Annotated in this window: 14 protein-coding genes; 10 read left to right on the forward strand and 4 right to left on the reverse strand. The window is 66.2% G+C overall.

Annotated elements, in window-relative coordinates:
- Positions 1–137: 137 nt before the first annotated feature.
- The 3 genes from ACQY5B_RS12495 to ACQY5B_RS12505 all read right to left on the reverse strand — a co-directional run bounded on the left by ACQY5B_RS12495 (position 138) and on the right by ACQY5B_RS12505 (position 5,086).
- Positions 138–1,787 carry an OmpA family protein gene (locus tag ACQY5B_RS12495; protein WP_420325028.1) on the reverse strand — a complete coding sequence of 550 codons (1,650 nt, stop codon included), beginning with the start codon at positions 1,785–1,787 and terminating at the stop codon, positions 138–140.
- 251 nt (positions 1,788–2,038) lie between these two features.
- Positions 2,039–3,733 (reverse strand): OmpA family protein, encoded by a 1,695-nt coding sequence (locus ACQY5B_RS12500; RefSeq protein WP_420325027.1) that lies wholly within the window; start codon positions 3,731–3,733, stop codon positions 2,039–2,041.
- A 99-nt stretch (positions 3,734–3,832) separates the two neighbouring features.
- The gene (locus tag ACQY5B_RS12505; protein WP_420325026.1) at positions 3,833–5,086 is read right to left on the reverse strand and encodes a vWA domain-containing protein; all 1,254 of its coding nucleotides are present in this window, start codon (positions 5,084–5,086) and stop codon (positions 3,833–3,835) included.
- Positions 5,087–5,180: 94 nt separating this feature from the next.
- Between ACQY5B_RS12505 and ACQY5B_RS12510 the strand changes: the two genes are divergently transcribed.
- Complete coding sequence (locus ACQY5B_RS12510; RefSeq protein WP_420325025.1) at positions 5,181–5,819, forward strand: hypothetical protein; 639 nt, start codon at positions 5,181–5,183, stop codon at positions 5,817–5,819.
- A gap of 9 nt (positions 5,820–5,828) precedes the next feature.
- Here ACQY5B_RS12510 and ACQY5B_RS12515 read toward each other — a convergent pair whose 3' ends face one another.
- A complete protein-coding gene (locus ACQY5B_RS12515) occupies positions 5,829–6,737 on the reverse strand; it encodes an AAA family ATPase (protein WP_305968260.1) in 909 nt (302 codons plus the stop codon).
- Between the two features lie 170 nt (positions 6,738–6,907).
- Here ACQY5B_RS12515 and ACQY5B_RS12520 point away from each other — a divergent pair, with 170 nt between their 5' ends.
- The 9 genes from ACQY5B_RS12520 (at position 6,908) to ACQY5B_RS12560 (ending at position 16,970) form a co-directional block, all read left to right on the forward strand.
- Entirely contained in the window at positions 6,908–7,975 is a 1,068-nt protein-coding gene (locus ACQY5B_RS12520) for a glycosyltransferase family 2 protein (RefSeq protein WP_420325024.1), read from the forward strand.
- Positions 7,972–8,649, forward strand: coding sequence for a sulfotransferase family protein (locus ACQY5B_RS12525; protein ID WP_420325023.1), 678 nt, complete (start codon positions 7,972–7,974; stop codon positions 8,647–8,649). The genes ACQY5B_RS12520 and ACQY5B_RS12525 overlap by 4 nt, the downstream gene beginning before the upstream one ends.
- On the forward strand, positions 8,649–11,006 hold the full coding sequence (locus ACQY5B_RS12530; protein ID WP_420325022.1) for a glycosyltransferase family 2 protein: 2,358 nt from the start codon (positions 8,649–8,651) through the stop codon (positions 11,004–11,006). The genes ACQY5B_RS12525 and ACQY5B_RS12530 overlap by 1 nt, the downstream gene beginning before the upstream one ends.
- A gap of 1 nt (position 11,007) precedes the next feature.
- Positions 11,008–11,712 (forward strand): FkbM family methyltransferase, encoded by a 705-nt coding sequence (locus tag ACQY5B_RS12535; protein WP_420325021.1) that lies wholly within the window; start codon positions 11,008–11,010, stop codon positions 11,710–11,712.
- A gap of 52 nt (positions 11,713–11,764) precedes the next feature.
- A complete protein-coding gene (locus tag ACQY5B_RS12540) occupies positions 11,765–12,814 on the forward strand; it encodes a glycosyltransferase family 2 protein (protein WP_420325020.1) in 1,050 nt (349 codons plus the stop codon).
- A 153-nt stretch (positions 12,815–12,967) separates the two neighbouring features.
- Entirely contained in the window at positions 12,968–13,900 is a 933-nt protein-coding gene (locus ACQY5B_RS12545; protein ID WP_420325019.1) for a Hint domain-containing protein, read from the forward strand.
- Positions 13,901–14,072: 172 nt separating this feature from the next.
- Positions 14,073–15,005: a phosphoadenosine phosphosulfate reductase gene (locus tag ACQY5B_RS12550; RefSeq protein WP_420325018.1), complete on the forward strand. Its 933-nt coding sequence runs from the start codon at positions 14,073–14,075 to the stop codon at positions 15,003–15,005.
- Positions 15,006–15,058: 53 nt separating this feature from the next.
- On the forward strand, positions 15,059–16,093 hold the full coding sequence (gene pyrC / locus ACQY5B_RS12555) for a dihydroorotase (protein ID WP_305968252.1): 1,035 nt from the start codon (positions 15,059–15,061) through the stop codon (positions 16,091–16,093).
- 205 nt (positions 16,094–16,298) lie between these two features.
- Positions 16,299–16,970 carry an orotate phosphoribosyltransferase gene (locus tag ACQY5B_RS12560; RefSeq protein WP_305968251.1) on the forward strand — a complete coding sequence of 224 codons (672 nt, stop codon included), beginning with the start codon at positions 16,299–16,301 and terminating at the stop codon, positions 16,968–16,970.
- The last annotated feature ends 90 nt before the right edge of the window (positions 16,971–17,060 follow it).

Below are 17,060 nucleotides of genomic sequence, written 5' to 3' on the forward strand. Positions count from 1 at the left end.
ATTGCAGGGAATCGCGTTGATGCAAGTCAAAGGCGACAAAATGTCGTCCGTCGAAGCACGATCGGCCATGAGGGAAAGCCGGCAGCGCCAAAGCCCCTTCCGCAAGGAAAGGGCTTTGAACAGGGGATCGGAATGGATCAGGTGTCGGTCAAAAGCGGGGTGATCCGGCGGACGGCGGCGCGGCGGTTGGCCTGTTCCGCCTGGTCGGTCACGACCAGCAGGTCGCTTTCGCCATAGCCCTGCAGCACCAGGTTCTCTGGCGGCACACCGAAATACTCGATCAGGGCCAGGGCGACCGATTCAGCCCGTCGATCCGACAGGGCAAGGTTATAGGCCTCCTGCCCGCGCGCATCCGTGTGCCCTTCGATCAGGAAGACCTCGCCCGGGTCCAGCGCGATCGCCTCCAGCATGGCATATCCCAGCGCCGCCAGTTCCTCGGCCTCGTCGGGACGGATCGCGGCAGAGTTCGAGGCAAAGTGGATCGTGTCGATGTTGATCCCCGGTGCCATCTTGCGCACGGCGTCGATGTCGCGCACCTGCGCCAACGAGAACTGGCGCCCCGCGTCGACGGTGGTTTCGGCGCCCAGCGCCCCGTTCACGTCGCTGTCGCTCTGGTAGGCGACCACGCTGGATCCCTTGACCTCTGGCAGGTTGGTGACGACGACCTGGTCGCTTTGCTGAGTGTCGTCAAACAGCACGACCTCGGTCCCGTCCGGCGCGATGGAGGACCGGCGCAGCACGCGCCCGTCCGGTGCGCGCACCGTCTCGACCTGGCTGCCATCCTGGTAGAGCATCACGTTGCGGGTGGACCCGTCCTTGTACTGAAAGGTCTGCACATTGGTGCCCGGGCGGTTCAACAGAACGTCGTCGTTGCGCAACACGCGCATGACGCCGTTGTTCTGCACCACCATGCGGTCACCGCTGTTGGTGATGACGCGGTCGCCGTTCTGCAGGACCTTGCCCAGATCCACGCTTCGGAAATCCAGCGTACCGGTCCGGATGCCGATCTGGCGGGCCACCTTGTCGAAATCCTCGGACGAACGACGCACGTCCTCGGGGGTCAGCGTCCGGTCCAGCACCTTGACCGCACCGGCTGCGATGCCGACGGCGGCAGCCACCTTGGCCACATCGCGCAGGGCCACGATATCGGCCTGCCGCTGACTGGACCCAAGGTCGATGCGGCCGACCGGCAGGCGCACGGTCTTGCCCGGGCGCGTCACGATCTTGACCCCGCCGGAGGGCTTGCCGCCGACGATGTCCTTGGCCAGTTGCTTGCGCAGCGCGTCAAGGTCCACCGCACCGGGCTTGACCTTGACCTTGCCACCGGGCGCGACCTTGATGCCCGGCTGGCGGGTCTTGGGCGGGACGGCGATCTTGACGTCCGGCACCTTGACGCCTGGTGCAATGACCCCGATGGGCACGCGGATCGTCGGCGTCTTGCCCTTCGGGCGCACGATCTGGACGTCGGGCACCCGCACCTTCGGCTTCACCTGCTTGGGGATGACGACCTGCGCCGGGCGCTTTTTCTGTTGCGGGGTCACGATGACCTGCGGCACCCGGATGGTCTTTTTCGGGGTGCGCACGGTCTTTTTCGGCGGCTGCACGATCGCCTGGGGCGTCTTCTTGACCTGCGGCACCCCGCGGACGGTGCCGCTGCCAGTGCCGCACTTGATACCCAGCGCGGGATTGCACAGCTGTTTGAGGTCGAAATTCTGGGCCGCAGCAGGTCCGGCAAAGATCACCGACAGCAGGCCAAGCGCAGCCGAGGCGAGGAGGAGGCGTTTCATTCGGCAATTCCTTTCCAGCAAAGGCGTGGACGGACACAAAGTCTTTGTCGAACCAGTCCCTGCACCGAATGCGCGGCCCTGCCCGGCGGGGCGGCCAGCGATGGAAAAAATACTCCCGGCAGCGGGTCTGGTGACGTGGCGTCATGAAACCGCGTCCGGCGCTTTCGAACAACGGAGGTATTCCAGACCCGCAACAAAAGACCCCCGGCAGAGGCTCTGCCGGGGGTCCTGACTTGGGTGCGGTATGCGGATCAGCGCGCCGACAGCAGCGGCGTGATCCGACGAACGGCCGCGCGGCGATTGGCGCGTTCCGCCTCATCCGTGCGCACCAGCAGGTCGCCCTCGCCATAGCCCTGCAGGACCAGGTTCTCAGGCGGCACGGCGAAATACTCGGTCAGGGCCAGGGCCACGGATTCCGCCCGGCGATCCGACAGCGCCAGATTATAGGCAAAGCTGCCCACGGCATCGGTGTGTCCCTCGATCAGAAAGACCTCGCCGGGGTTATCCGCGATGGCCCGGCGCATGGCCTCGCCCAGTGCCGCCAACGCCTGTGCCTCTTCGGGACGGATCGCCGCCGAGTTCGTCTCAAAGTTGATCGTGTCCACGGTGATCTCGGGGACGAGGTGACGCACGGCGTCGATGTTGCGCACCTGTGCCAGCGAGAAGCTGCGGTTCACGCCATCGGCCCCGGTCGCCGCCAGTGCCCGCGCCAGCGAATCCGCCGAGGTGTCGCGATAGTCGATGCGATTGCGCTCGGTCACCCGGGGCAGTTCGCTTACCTCCACCCTGGGACTGGCCTCGGTGTCATCGAAGAGAACCACCTCGGTACCGTCGGGCAAGCTGCGCACGCGGCGCAGGACGCGACCGTCGGCGGCACGGATGGTCTCGACCACAGAGCCGTCCTCGTAGCGGACACGCGTGCGGGTCGATCCATCGTCGAACCGGCGCGTCTCGACCTCGGCCCCGGGGCGGCGCAGCAGGACGTCGTCGTTGCGCAGGACGCGGAACTGGCCGTCCTGCTCGACGACCACCCGGTCACCCGAGTTCGAAACCACGCGATCGTCCTCGTCGAGGATCTCGGACAGGGCCACGGCGCCAAGACCCAGCAGGGCCGCCTTGGCCCAGGGTTCTAGCCCGTCGTCGTCATCCCCGTCCTTGCGCGCCTCGGCGCCCGGTTTCACCGTGCCGTCCAGCCCGGTGCGGAAATCCTCGTCCGAGCGACGCACATCGTCCTCGTCGACCTTTTCCTCGACCAATTCGCCATCGTCACGCGGATTGGCAGCCGCCGCGGCGGGAGGACCTTCCAGCAGGCGGCGCAGGGCATCGACCTGGGCCTGCGGATCACGCCGCTCCGGGGCGGGCGCCGCCTCGGCGGCCTCGGGCGGATCCTGCGCCTCGGGGGCCGGGTCCCTTGGCGTTTCCGCGGCCTCGGGCGCGGCCTCTGGCGTCTCGGGTTCTTCGGGCACCAGGACATCGCCGGGATCGGCTGTTTCGGGCGGTTCTGTTGCCTCGGGGGCCGGGTCTTTCGGCACATCCGCGGTTTCCGGGGCCTCGGGTTCCGGTGTGTCCGCCGGCTCTGCAACCTCGGGCTCCGGCGTCTCGGCCGGTTCTGCCGCTTCAGGCGCCTTTGGGACGTCGGCCGTCTCGGGCGGCGCGGGCTGGGCCGGTTTCAGTGCATCGGCTGGGTCAGCCGCCCGGTCCGCGTCGGCCTGATCCGACTTGTCCTTGCCGCCGTCCTTGTCTTGCAGGGCTGCGGCCACATCCTCGCAGGTCAGACCGTCCGGCAGATTGCCACCGACCTGGCAGATACCGCTCAGCAGTTCCAATTGCGCCGGGGGCAGACCTTTGGTGGCATTGGCACCGTCCTGCCCCTGCGCCATCGCGCTCCCTCCAAAGACGAGCGTCAGCGCTCCGGCCAGCGCCGTGGCGTTGCGAATGGGGGTCATGGCAGTCTCCTTTCCTTGCGCCCACACGGGGCTTGGACAGGAAACGCACGATGCCCGGTCCCGGGTTCCCCCGGATCGCAAGGACAGGCGGCAACCCGCCTAGAGCAGCTTCATCAGTCGCGCCTTCTCGCCCAGGTCGTCGGGCCGCGAGATCGCCTCGGCCAGGTCCTCCAGCGAGGCGATGGAATGGCCGGCGCGGAAACTGTCCACATGGGGCAGCATGGCCCGGATGCCGGTCGCCTTGGGCGCGAACCCGTCCCAGCGCAACAGCGGATTCAGCCAGATCAGGCGCCGCGCCGAGAGATGCAGCCGTTCCATCTCCTTCGCCAGCGCGCCCGCATCGTCGCGATCCAGCCCGTCGGTGATGACCAGTACCACCGCCCCTTGCCCCATAACCCGCCGCGACCAGTCGCGGTTGAAGTCGTGCAGGCAGGCGCCGATCCGCGTGCCGCCCTCCCAGTCCTGCGCCTCGGCGCCGGCCGCCTTCAGCGCCGCGTCCACGTCGCGGGTGGCCAGGTGCCGGGTGATATTGGTCAGCCGCGTGCCGAAGGTGAAGGCGTGGACCTTGGCCCAGCCTTGCCCCTTTTCATTCGCCACCGCGTGCAGGAAATGCAGTACCATGCGGGAATATTGGCTCATCGAGCCGGAAATATCGCAAAGCACCACAAGGTTCGGCCAGCGCGGGCGCCGCTTGGCACGGGCGATGGACTGGATCTCTCCCCCCTTGCGCAGCGCGTCGCGGATCGTCTTGCGCGCATCCATCCGGTGGCCAAGGTGCGATCCCATCAGGCGGCGGCTCTCGATCGGTTTCACGGGCAGGGTCAGCCGCGCCAGCATCCGCTTGGCCTGGGCGATTTCCTCTGTCGACATCTGTTCGAAATCGAGGCTGCGCAGCTTTTCCTCGGCAGACATGGTCATCGAGGCGTCAACCTCGATCTGGGTGCCTTCCTCTTCTTCCTCGTCCTGAACGGAGGTCTCGGGCATCTGGTCGGCCAACAGAGCCTGCGCCGCCCGTTTCTCGGCAGCGACGGCAGAGCGATCTTCCTGCACGCCGCGGATGGCGGGCAGCATCATCGACATCATGTGTTCCAGGAAGCGCGGATCACGCCAGTAGAGGCGAAAGATCTGGGCAAAGACCGTCCGATGTTCGGGCCGGTTCACGAAACAGGCATGCAGGGTCCAGTAGAAATCCATCCGCTCGGTAAAGCCTGCGGCCTCGACCGCGCGGATGGCGTCGATCACCCGTCCCGGCCCCACGGGCAGGCCCGCCCGCCGCAGCGCGCGCGCGAAATGGATGATGTTCTGCGCCAGGCGCGGATTTTCCGGGATTTCGAGCGGCAGGTATTCAGGCATGGCGGGTCTCTTCGCTGTCTGTCCGCCCAAGACAAGGCGACGTTGCGGTGATAGCCTCGGCCCGCGGGGACCGGGCCCTGTCAGGAGACGTTCGATGAACCTTTTTACCTCGCAACAGGCGCCGGCCATCCTCGCGGTCATCCTGTCGGTCATCGGTTTCTACATCTCGACCGTCATCGCGGAGATTCGCAGCCAGCCGGTCGTGACCTATCATTTCGGCCAGTCCACAGACGGCACCGCCAAACTGCGGCTCAAGAACGTCTCGCTGGCGCAGGTGGTGGCGGATGCCCGGTTCGAAATCGCCTGCACCGATGGGCGCGAGGACTGTCTCATGGCACACCCCTCCGGCACCTTTGCCGTGATTGACCGGACGCCCCCGGTCTCGCCCACGAATGTCACGCTCGAAGCCAGCCCGCGCGAGGCCACGATCAGGGCCAACCTGGTGCCCGGCGCCGTGGTTGCGCTTTCGGTACGTCAGACCCCGGCGGCAAAGGGCGTGCCGCTGGAGTTCTACTATACCGCCTCGAAAACCGCGCCGGAGGCGCTGCTTCTCTTCGACGCCCGCAGTCTGACCGCCCTTTTCGTCGATAATTATTTCACCCTCATGCTGGTCGTCTTTCTCGTGGCCGCCGCCGCCCTGACACTCGTGATCGTCGTTCCGCCCCTGGTCGCCCTCAGGGCCAAGCAGCCCGCGCCGGATGACCCGGAACCGGCCCCGCCACCCGGCGACTAGGCCCTGCGGTCACGCCGCCTCGATGGTGGCCTTGGCCTCGTCCAGGATGCGTTTCGCCTCGCCGCCCTCGATCTTGGCAATGTCGTCCTGGTATTTCAGGATCGCACCCAGGGTGTCGCTGATCACCTCTGGCGACAGGTCCACCACGTCCAGCGCCAGCAGGCATTTCGCCCAGTCGATGGTTTCCGCCACCCCCGGCTTCTTGAAGATGTCTTCGGTCCGCAGGGATTGCACAAAGGCCACGATCTCGCGGCTCAGTGTCTCGGAGACATCCGGTTCGCGGGCGTTCAGGATTTCCACCTCGCGGTCGAAGCCGGGGTAGTCGACCCAGTGATACAGGCAGCGCCGCTTGAGCGCGTCATGCACCTCGCGCGTACGGTTCGAGGTCAAGATGACGATGGGCGGCTCCGGTGCGGCGATGGTGCCGATTTCGGGGATGGTCACCTGGAAATCGCTGAGCGCCTCCAGCAGGAAGGCTTCGAAGGGTTCGTCGGTGCGGTCCAGTTCGTCGATCAAGAGGATCGGCGCGCCATTCTCATCCGGGCGCATCGCCTGCAACAGGGGCCGTTCGATCAGGAAGTCCGGGCCGAAAAGTTCGCGGTTCAGCACGTCGCGGTCAGCACTACCCTGTGCCTCGGCGGTGCGGATGGCGATCATCTGGGCCGGAAAATTCCATTCGTAGACCGCGCTGGAGGCATCCAGCCCCTCGTAGCATTGCAACCGGATCAGCCGCCGACCCAGCGCAGCGGACAGCGCCTTGGCGATCTCGGTCTTGCCGACCCCGGCCTCGCCCTCGAGGAACAGGGGCCGGCCAAGGCGCAGCGACAGGAACACGACGGTGGCCAACGCCCGGCCACAGACATAGCCTGTGGCGCCCAGCGTTTCCTGAACTTCGTCGATTGATGCAGGCAATGTCATGGCGGTCCTCCTGCCCCCGGTTTCCCAAGCCCCGCGAGGGGCGTCAATAGGACGGAAGTCACGCCCCGAGGCCCTTGACGACGGCGCGGATTGACGGGGTGCTCACGGAATGTCATGATTCGGAGTATAAAACCCGGGAGGAAACCCGGAGTTCTGGCAGACGAGCAGACATGGCCGAGATCAAGGCGGGCGCCGCGCGGCGCATCACCGCTGTCACCTGCGTGAAGAACGAGGGCCCGTTCCTGTTGGAATGGATTGCCTTTCATCGTCTTCTGGGGATCAGTGATTTCCTGTTCTACTCCAACGACTGCACCGATGGCACCGATGCCCTGCTGGACGCGCTGGCCGCCTATGATCGGCCAGAGACCGGCCACGTCGTCCATCTGCCCAATCCCGCCGAGGGGCGCAACTACCAGATGGAGGCGCTGAAGGCCGCCGCGAAACACCCGCTGGTGACCGGGGCCGACTGGGTCTGGATCGCCGATGTCGACGAGTTCCTGAACGTGCATGTGGGGGATCACACGATCCCCGCGCTGATCGCCGCCTGCCGCAATCCGCAGGCGATTTCCGTCAACTTCCAGTTCTTTGCCAACGGCGGCATCACCGATTTCACCGACCGCCCGGTGATCGCCCAGTTCACCCGGTCCCACAATCCCGACCTCTGGTGCGCCGAAACCGCGATCGAGGTCAAAAGCCTCGTCCGACGGGATTTCCCGCTGCAGTATTTCGGCGCGCACCGGCCCTTTTTTCGCAAGTCCCTGCCAGAGGACATGCATCCGGTCTGGACCGATGCCTCTGGCCGCCGCGTGCCGCCCAGGTTCCTGACCGCCGCCAACCCGCGCCGGATCCGCAAGTTTCCCGCCAGGGGCGCACGCGAGTTCGCCACGCTCAATCACTATGCACTGCGCTCGCTCGACAGCTACCTGGTCAAGAACGACCGCGGCGACGTGAACCGTGATGGGCGTGTCTTTGACGACACCTATTGGCGCGAACGCAACGATGCCGCCGTCGAGGATCGTTCGATCCAGCGCTACCTGCCGCGGCTGGAGGCGGCGCTGGACTCGCTGAAAGCGGACCCGGACATTGCCCGCCTGCACGGCGACTGCGTGCGCCTGCACCGCGAACGGCGCGATGCGCTGATGGCGCGGGCGGATTACGCCGGGATGTATGCCCATCTGGCCGCCCTTCCCGCCCTGCCCCCGGGCGAGGCGGAACTGATCGAGGCGCTGGGGCTATGAGCAACCTGCACGTCAAGCTGGTGAACCTCGGCCTGCCCAAGACGGGCACAACGACGCTGGCCCATGCGCTGACCGAAGGCGGCTGGCGGGCGGCGGATCACAAGGTCCGCCGCGTACATTGCCGAAGGGCTGGCCTGGGCGGCACCTACATCGCGCGCCAGCTTTATAACGGCTACTTCGACAAGGGCGACCCATTCGCCTTTCTCGACGGGATTTACGACGCACTGACGGAAATCAGTGTCCTGAACCCCGCCGCCTCGCTCTGGCCGCAATGCGATTACGCCATGATCAAGGCGATGCGCCTGGCGCGGCCCGACATGCTGTTCGTGGCCACCTGGCGTCCGGCGGCGGATATCTCGGACAGCATGCGCCGCTGGGGCAACCTCGGGCAGGACCGCCTGCCCGGCGGGGCGATCCCCGGCCTGCCGGAGGGCTATGGCGCCACCGATGATCAGCGCATCCGCTGGATCGAGGGGCATTACGCCATGCTGCGTGACCTCTTTGGCGAGGATCCGCGCTATCTTGAATTGCCGGTGGGCGCCAAGGATGCGCGGCAGCGGCTTGCGGCGCATATCAGGATCGACCTGCCCTGGTGGGGCACACGGAACAAGAACCCCGAAACGGGGACGACAGGCAAGAACGACAAGACCAAAACGGCACGAGGGGCAGCGTGATGCGGATCTATCTACATATCGGGCCGGACGGTCCGTCCAGTGACCGGATTCAAAGGGTCCTCGACGCCAAGCGCGGACGGCTCAGGGACGAGGGCGTGCTTTTTGCCCGCAGCCCCGGCGCCCGCAATCACACCCGCCTGTTCATGGCCGTCAGCGACCCGGACCGTCCGGATGTGCTGCGCTTCAATCGCGGGCTGATGCTGCCCGAGAAGCAGCAGGCCCTGCGCGACGAGGTGGCCCGCCAACTGGCGCAGGAGGTCGCGCGCGAAACCCCGCAGGCGCTGATCCTCTCGGCGCATCAGCTGGGCACCTCGCTGAGCACCCGGGCCGAGCTGGAACGCCTGCTCGACCTGCTGGCGCCGATCTCGACGGATATCCGCATCGTCGCCTGGCTGGACGACCCCGCCCGCGCGCTGGTCGCCCGCTATGGCGCGCAGGTGCTGGATGGGCGAGCGCGCGCGCTGGATCTGGAACTGGGCCTACTGGAGGCGCCGGATTTCTGGCAGGCAGCGCTTGATACCCGGCCCGAGACCACCCCGTTGGCCGGGCTTTTCGGCGAGGTACAGGGCGCCAATCACTGGCTGGACTACACCCGCCTGCAAGAGGAATGGGAAGCGGTCTTTGGCGCCGAGACGGTGCAGTTCCGCTCGATCAACCGCGACCGGCTCTGGTCCGACGCGGCGACGGATGAGTTGCGCGCCGCCTTCGGCATTTCCGCGCAGATCGGCAAGGCCGAGGCAGAAGAGCTGCCCCGCCTGCCCTCGGCCGCCTGGCTGACCCGTGCACGGCTGTTCAACGACGCGGTGCTGCGCCTTCTGGACCGGCAGGACATCCTGTTGCCCCGTCCGCTCTGGCGCAAGCTGCTGGCAGAGATCAAGGTGCCGGGCGGCGCGATCCTCGCGGGCGGGCTCTCGGCGCTGTCCATGCGCTTCGAGGAGGACATCGCCGCGCTGTGTGCCGATCACCCCGGCATGTCGCCCGAGGACATGGAGGCCGACCCGATCTGCGGCGACTGGACAGAGGCAGACCCGACGCGCGGGTTCCGCGCGACGCAATACCTGATGGCCTTCCGCTGGCGCATCGCCCGCGGCGACAAGGAAGAGCGCGCCGCCCGGGCCGAGGAACTGGCGCATTTGACCGGCGCCCCCCCGGCAGAGCCGGACACACCGCCACTGACCGATGCGGCCAAAGAGACCCTGCCCGCGCAGGCGAAACGGAACTTCGCGCGCCTGCACGGCTCTCCCTATGCGCCGCACAACCGGCTGGGCCGCATCAACGAAGAAGACCTGGCCGCCGCCTTTGCCCCGGCGCCGCGCCGCCTGTTGCCCAAGGGGTCGACAGGCAATGTCATCGTCGCCTGCATGAAGGACGAAGGCCCCTATATCCTGGAATGGATCGCCTATCACCGCGCGGTCGGTTTCGACAATTTCCTGATCTACACCAATGACTGTTCAGATGGGACGGTCGCGATCCTCGACCGGCTGAACCAGCTGGGCATCGTCCATCACCGCGACAACAACGCATGGTCCGGCAAATCTCCGCAACAGCACGCGCTGGATGCAGCGCTGAACGAGGATGTGATCAAGCAGGCCGACTGGATCGCCCATATCGACGTCGATGAATTCGTCAACATCCGCTGCGGCAACGGCACCCTGTCGGACCTGTTCCAGCGGGTGCCCGACGCCACCAACATCGCGATGACCTGGCGGTTGTTCGGGCACAACGGCGTGCACCGTCTCGACGACCGTTTCGTGATCGAGCAATTCGACACCTGCGCCCCGAAATACTGCCCCAAGCCGCACACCGCCTGGGGCTTCAAGACCATGTTCCGCAACATCGGCGCCTATGAAAAGATCTCGTGCCACAGGCCCAACAAGCTGGCTGAAGGGTTCGAGGACAAGGTGAAATGGGTCAACGGCTCGGGCCACGACATGACGGAGGCGGCGATCCGCAACGGCTGGCGCAGTTCCAAGCGAACCATCGGCTATGACCTGATCCAGCTCAACCACTACGCGCTGCGGTCGGCCGAGAGTTTCCTGATCAAGCGCCAGAGGGGCCGCGCCCTGCATGTCGACCGCAACATCGGGCTGAACTACTGGATTCGCATGGACTGGTCGGTGCACCGCGACATCACCATCAAGCGCAACATCCCCCGCGTCCGGGCCGAGTACGACCGACTGATGCGCGATGACGCCCTGCGCGCCGCGCATCACCGGGCGCTGGAATGGCACCGCGCCAAGGCCGCCGAGTTGCGCGGCATGCCCGAGTTCGAGGAACTCTATCGGCAGGCGCTGGCACTGGACCTGACGGAAACAGAACGCGTGGCCTATGCGCTGGCCCTCGACATGGAGACCTGAGATGGACGGCGCCGCCGGGCCCGCCCCCCGCGATCCCTACCTGTATTCGCGGGGGCTGAAGATCCCCAAGCATCCCCAGATCACCCGCGGCCACATCCGCGGCGCGCTGAAATCCGACACCTACGAGCGCAAGGAATGCGACGCGGTCATGCGTGTCGTGCGCCCGGGTGACCGGGTGCTGGAACTGGGTGGCGGCATTGGCTACATGTCCACGCTGCTGTCGGTGAAAAAACAGGTCGCCCGCGTTGTCAGCTACGAGGCGAACCCGGCGTTGATCCCCTACATCCGCTCTGTCCACGCGGCCAACGGGGTGAAAAACGTCGATCTGCGCAACGCGCTGTTGTCGCCGCAGGCAGGCGATCCCGTCCCCTTCTACGTCCGCAAGAACTTCCTCGCCTCCTCGATGGACCGCGCCGCCGATCCCGACACGGTGATCGAAGAGGTGGCGATCATGCAGCACGCCATCGCCCCGGTGCTGGAGGCGGAAAGGCCGAATGTCCTCGTCTGCGACATCGAGGGCGCCGAGGCCGATCTCTTGCCCGCCGGCGACTGGACCGGGTTGCGCGCGGCGGTGATCGAGCTGCACCCGCAATGGATCGGCCAATCCGGGGTGCAGGCCGTTTTTGACGCCATGCACCGCGCCGGGCTGACCTATTTCCCAAAGGCGTCCGAGGCCAAGGTCGTCACCTTCCGCAAGGACTGGTGATCGTGCCGCAGGTCGTTTTGCTGAAACGTCGCCACCCCGCAGGGGGCGCCAAGTGAAGATCACCGCAGTCCTTTGTGTCCGCAACGAGGGCGCCTTTCTCCTTGACTGGCTGGCGCATCACCTTGCCTGCGGCGTGACCCATGTGGTCGCGCTCTCCAACGATTGCCAGGACGGCACCGATGCGCTCTTGGACCGGCTGGCGCAGGTCGCGCCTCTCACCCATATCCGCAACGACGGGCCATATAACGACCGCGGCATTCAATTCACCGGGTTGAAACTGGCCGACAAGGCAGAGGCGGTCCGGGATGCCGACTGGCTTCTGGCGCTGGACATCGACGAATACGTCAACATCCACACCGGCGACCGCACCCTGCCCGCCCTGATCGCCGCCCTGCCACAGGCCACGGCCATCACGCTCACCTGGCGGCTGTTCGGAAACGCTGGGGTCGTACGCTATGCCGACGTTCCCGTGACGGAACAATTCACCGCCGCAGCACCCGTGGTCATGCACTGGCCCTGGCGCGCGGCCATGTTCAAGACGCTCTACCGCAACGACGGCACCTATGCCCGGCTGGGCGTTCACCGTCCGCGCGCGCCCGACACGTCTCGCCTTGGCGCTGCCCGCTGGTTCGACGGCGAGGGCCGCGAGCTGGACGAACAGTTCCGCACTCGCCGCATCTTTTCCCAGTACGGGCGATCGAACTATGCGCTGGCCCAACTGAACCACTACGCGCTCGGCGCGATGGAAAGCTACCTGCTCAAGGCCGACAGGGGTCGCGCGGTGCATTCGGACCACGCGCTCGGCATGGACTACTGGGTCGAACGCAACTGGAGCCAGGAGGAGGATCGCAGCATCCTGACGCTGCCCGGCGTGGCCGAACGGCGCGCCGATCTGGCCGCCGACCCGGAACTGGCCCGTCTGCACGCCGAGGCCGTCGCATGGCGTCACCACAGGCTGGAGACCTTGCTGACCCGGGCACCCTACCGCGCGCTTTTCGCGCGGCTTCTGATGACCCCGCCGTCGCGCCCCGTTCCGATTCAGGCCGCTCGCTTTCTGGCCCACCATGCCAGCCGCGCAAGGCAGTCCGGCGACCGGGACTGACATCGCCCCGTCGCAGGACGTCCCCGGACCCCCACGGCAAGAATAAATTATCATCTTTCTATGCATCTTTTGCCGCCGGTCGGTTGAATTCCCGGCCTGAACGCTTACCAATTCAATTGGTTAAGCCGATTTACCATTCTCCAGGAGATTTCCATGCCGACCAACTACGAACCGCAAGGCAACGTCCTGCTGTCCGGCGTCACATTCAACGGCACCGAGGGCGACTCGGGCAGCAGCCTGAACTGGACCGGTCTGTTTTCCGCCGATGACACGTCGGCCACGATCGTCGACCAGGACGAAGACGGCAGGCTCGACGCGGGCGTCGACACCTTTGCCAGCGGCGCGGCCACGTTTACCGGCTACACGATCTCGGGCAGCGACGGCGTCGAATATCCCGTCTTCACCGACGGCGCGGGCACCTACGCGCTGGTCATTCCCAATGCGACCACGCAGACGCTCGTCGCCACGTCCGGAACGTCCAACACCTTTCAGTCCGAAACCAGCGACAGCAACGTCTACCTGTGTTTCGGCAAGGGCACCCTGATTGCGACGCCCGAGGGCGAGCGGGCGGTGGAAACCCTGTCCATGGGCGACCCGGTTCTCACCCCCGATGGCCGTGTCGTGCCGGTGAAATGGATCTGGACGCAGGAGGTCTCGACCCGTTTCGGTCCTGCCGACCGCTTGCAGCCGGTGCGCCTGCGCGCCGGTGCCCTGGGCGATGGCCTGCCGCGGCGCGACCTGGTGCTGACCGCGGACCATGCGCTGGTGATCGACGGGCTCTTGGTCAACGCAAGCGCGCTGGTCAACGGCGACACGATCGACTGGGTGCCGCTGTCCGAGCTTGGCGACAGCTTTGCCGTTTATCACATCGAGACCGAGGGCCACGAGATCATCCTGGCCGAGGGCACGCAGACGGAAACCTATATCGACCACGTTGGCCGCCGCAGCTTTGACAACTACGCCGACTATGTCGCGCGGTTCGGAACAGAGCCCGCGCTGGCCGAGATGCCCATGCCCCGTGTCAGTTCGCGCCGCCTGTTGCCACCCGCGCTCAAGGCGCGCCTGGCGGGCCGCCGCGCCGCCTGACACATCCGCCCCCGGCAACCGGACACCGCGCCGCCCCCACCGGGCGGCGCTTTCGCATGGCGCGTCTGCCACACCGTTTTGCCATCGACCGACCATAATCCTGCCGAAAATACAGGGTAGGTTTCGCTCAAATCCGTGTCTATTTTTTCGCGGAACACGAGGATCGTCCGGTATGGAAGCTCATCAAGGCAGCTTTGCCCCAGATCTCAGCCAGCTCTCGCGCAGCGATTGGCTGGGGGCGCTCCGGCGTATCGGAGAGGAGCATGGGTTTGCCGAGCCCTTGGGCAAGACCCATGCCGCCATCTTCGTCGAGGACGGCGACACGCTGATCGTGAGCTTTGAAAGCATGTCCGGGATCGAGGCCCTGTCGGAAACCCGCACGCCCATCGGCTTTGACATGGTGCGTGGCGCGGGATGGTCCTCGCTCTCGCTGCTGAGCCACGGCGACACATGGTTCCGCGACCCGCGCGTCTATGCCTTTTTCGACCAACTGCTGGATGACGGTTTCTTCGACGAGTTCGAGACGGTCCTCTTCTACGGTGCCGGCCCCTGCGGCTATGCCGCCGGCGCCTATTCCGTCACCGCCCCCGGCGCGCGCGTCCTGATGCTGCAACCGCAGGCCACGCTGGACCCGCGCGTTGCCGAATGGGACGACCGCTTTGTCGAGGAACGCCGCCGCGACTTCACCTCGCGCTATGGGTTCGCGCCCGAGATGATCGACGCCGCCGCAAAGGCCTGGGTGATCTACGACCCGCGTGAACGGCTGGACGCGATGCATGCCGCGCTGTTCGAGAAACGCAATGTCGCCCGCTTCCGCACCCCCTTCATGGGCAGCGCGCTGCAGGCCGACTTCCGTTCGCTCGACCTCTTGCCCGGCCTGCTTTCCGCCGCGGCCGAGGATCGCCTGACCCCGGCGCTCTTTGCCTCGATGCTGCGCGCCCGGCGCGACCACCCGCCCTACCTGCGCCGGCTCCTGCACAGGCTGGAAGCCGATGGGCGAACGGAACTGACGCGTGCCCTGTGCAAGAACGTGGTGTCGCGGATGCATGCCCCCCGTTTCCGCCGGCGGCTGGCCCAGATCGAGGCCGAGCGCGACAGCGCCTGAGACCTCCCAAGACAGGCTGGCGCGGCGCGGGTCCGCATGCTAACCGCTCCGGCATGGAACAGATCAGCATTCGCCGCCCCGACGACTGGCACCTGCACCTGCGCGACGGCGCCATGCTGCAGGGTATCGCCCCCGAAAGCGCCCGCGATTTCGCCCGCGCCATCATCATGCCCAACCTGGTGCCGCCCGTCGTGACCGGCGACCAGGCCGCCGCCTACCGCGACCGCATCCTGGCCGCCCTGCCGGACGGCGCCGATTTCAAGCCGCTGATGACGCTCTACCTGACCGAAGAGACCGACCCGCATGATGTGGTCCGTGCCCATGCGGACGGCATCGTGACGGCGGTGAAACTCTACCCCGCGGGCGCCACCACCAACTCTGCCTCCGGCGTGCGCGACTTCGACAAGGTGCGCGGCGTGCTCGAGGCGATGGCTGAGGCGGGCATTCCCCTTTGCGTACATGGCGAAGTGGTCGATGCAGACATCGACATCTTCGACCGCGAGGCCGTCTTTATCGACCGCGTCCTGGACCCGGTCCGCCGGGCCACCCCCGGCCTGCGAGTCGTGATGGAACACATCACCACCCGCCAGGGCGCCGACTACGCCCGCTCCGGCGGCGATGATCTTGGCGCCACGATCACCACGCACCACCTGGTCATCAACCGCAACGCCATCCTCGTGGGCGGGATCAAGCCGCATTACTATTGCCTGCCCGTCGCCAAGCGCGAGGAACACCGGCAAGCCCTGCGCGCGGCAGCCACCTCGGGCGATGCCTCGTTCTTCCTGGGCACCGACAGCGCGCCGCATATCGACCCGCTCAAGGAAAACGCCTGCGGCTGCGCGGGCTGTTTCACTGCCACCAACACCCTGTCGATCCTCGCCGAGGTCTTTGAACAGGAAAGCGCGCTGGACAAGCTGGAGGCCTTCACCTCGCTCAACGGCCCGGCCTTCTACCGCCTGCCCCCGAACGAGACCCGCGTGACCCTGACCAGGGGCGAACCCGTCAGCTACCCCGACAAGATCGAAACCGGGGACGGCCCGGTGACGGTCTTCAACCCGATGATGCCGCTGCACTGGCGCGTGGGCTGAGCGGCACGCAAGCCCGACAGGTGAACCTACCGGTTGCCGCGTGGCCATTCGCGCGCGCGGCTGGCCATCCGGCGTTTTGTACAAAATGCGGATTTCGGCGTACAAAACGTACGTTTTGTACAAAACGCTCAGCCGGTAAAATGCCCTTCAAAACCGGCGCGCAACGCGCTAATCCGGCGCGACCCTGACAGCCGGAGCACGTCCCATGATCCCCTCGACCTATCCCACCGCCGAAGAAATGGCCCGCCTGACCGCGCGGATGCTCTGGGAAATCGAGGCGGTCAACTTCATGACCGACGAACCGTTCAAACTCGCCTCCGGCCAGTTGTCGCCCGTCTACATCGACTGCCGCAAGCTGATCTCTTTCCCGCGCATCCGCAGTACCCTGATGGACTTCCTGACCGTCACCGTGATGCGCAACGCCGGGTTCGAGGCCTTCGACAACATCGCCGGCGGCGAAACGGCAGGCATTCCTTTTGCCGCGCTGGTGGCCGAGCGCATGGGCCTGCCCATGACATATGTCCGCAAGAAACCAAAGGGTTACGGGCGCAATGCCCGGATCGAGGGCGCCATGTCCGAAGGCCAGCGCGTGCTGCTGGTCGAGGATCTGACCACCGACGGCGGCTCCAAGCTGTCCTTTGTCGATGCCATCCGCGACACCGGCGCCACCTGTGGCCACACGGCGGTGATCTTCTACTACGGCATCTTCCCCGAGACGATCAAAACCCTGGGTGACCACGGTGTCGAATTGCACCATCTCTGCACCTGGTGGGAAGTGTTGGCCGAGGCCCCCGCGAAACACGCGGGCGTGTTGGCCGAGGTCGAGTCGTTCCTCAAGGATCCGCACGCTTGGCGCGCGGCCCGCGCCGGGGGATAACCCGGCGTCAAGCTCTGCAAAGAGAACGTTGCCTGTGGCGCCTTCACCACAGCCCAGAGTCGCGATGTCAAGATGTTGACGCAACGGCGC

This window comes from Antarctobacter sp. (genome assembly GCF_965277915.1).
GTDB lineage: Bacteria > Pseudomonadota > Alphaproteobacteria > Rhodobacterales > Rhodobacteraceae > Antarctobacter.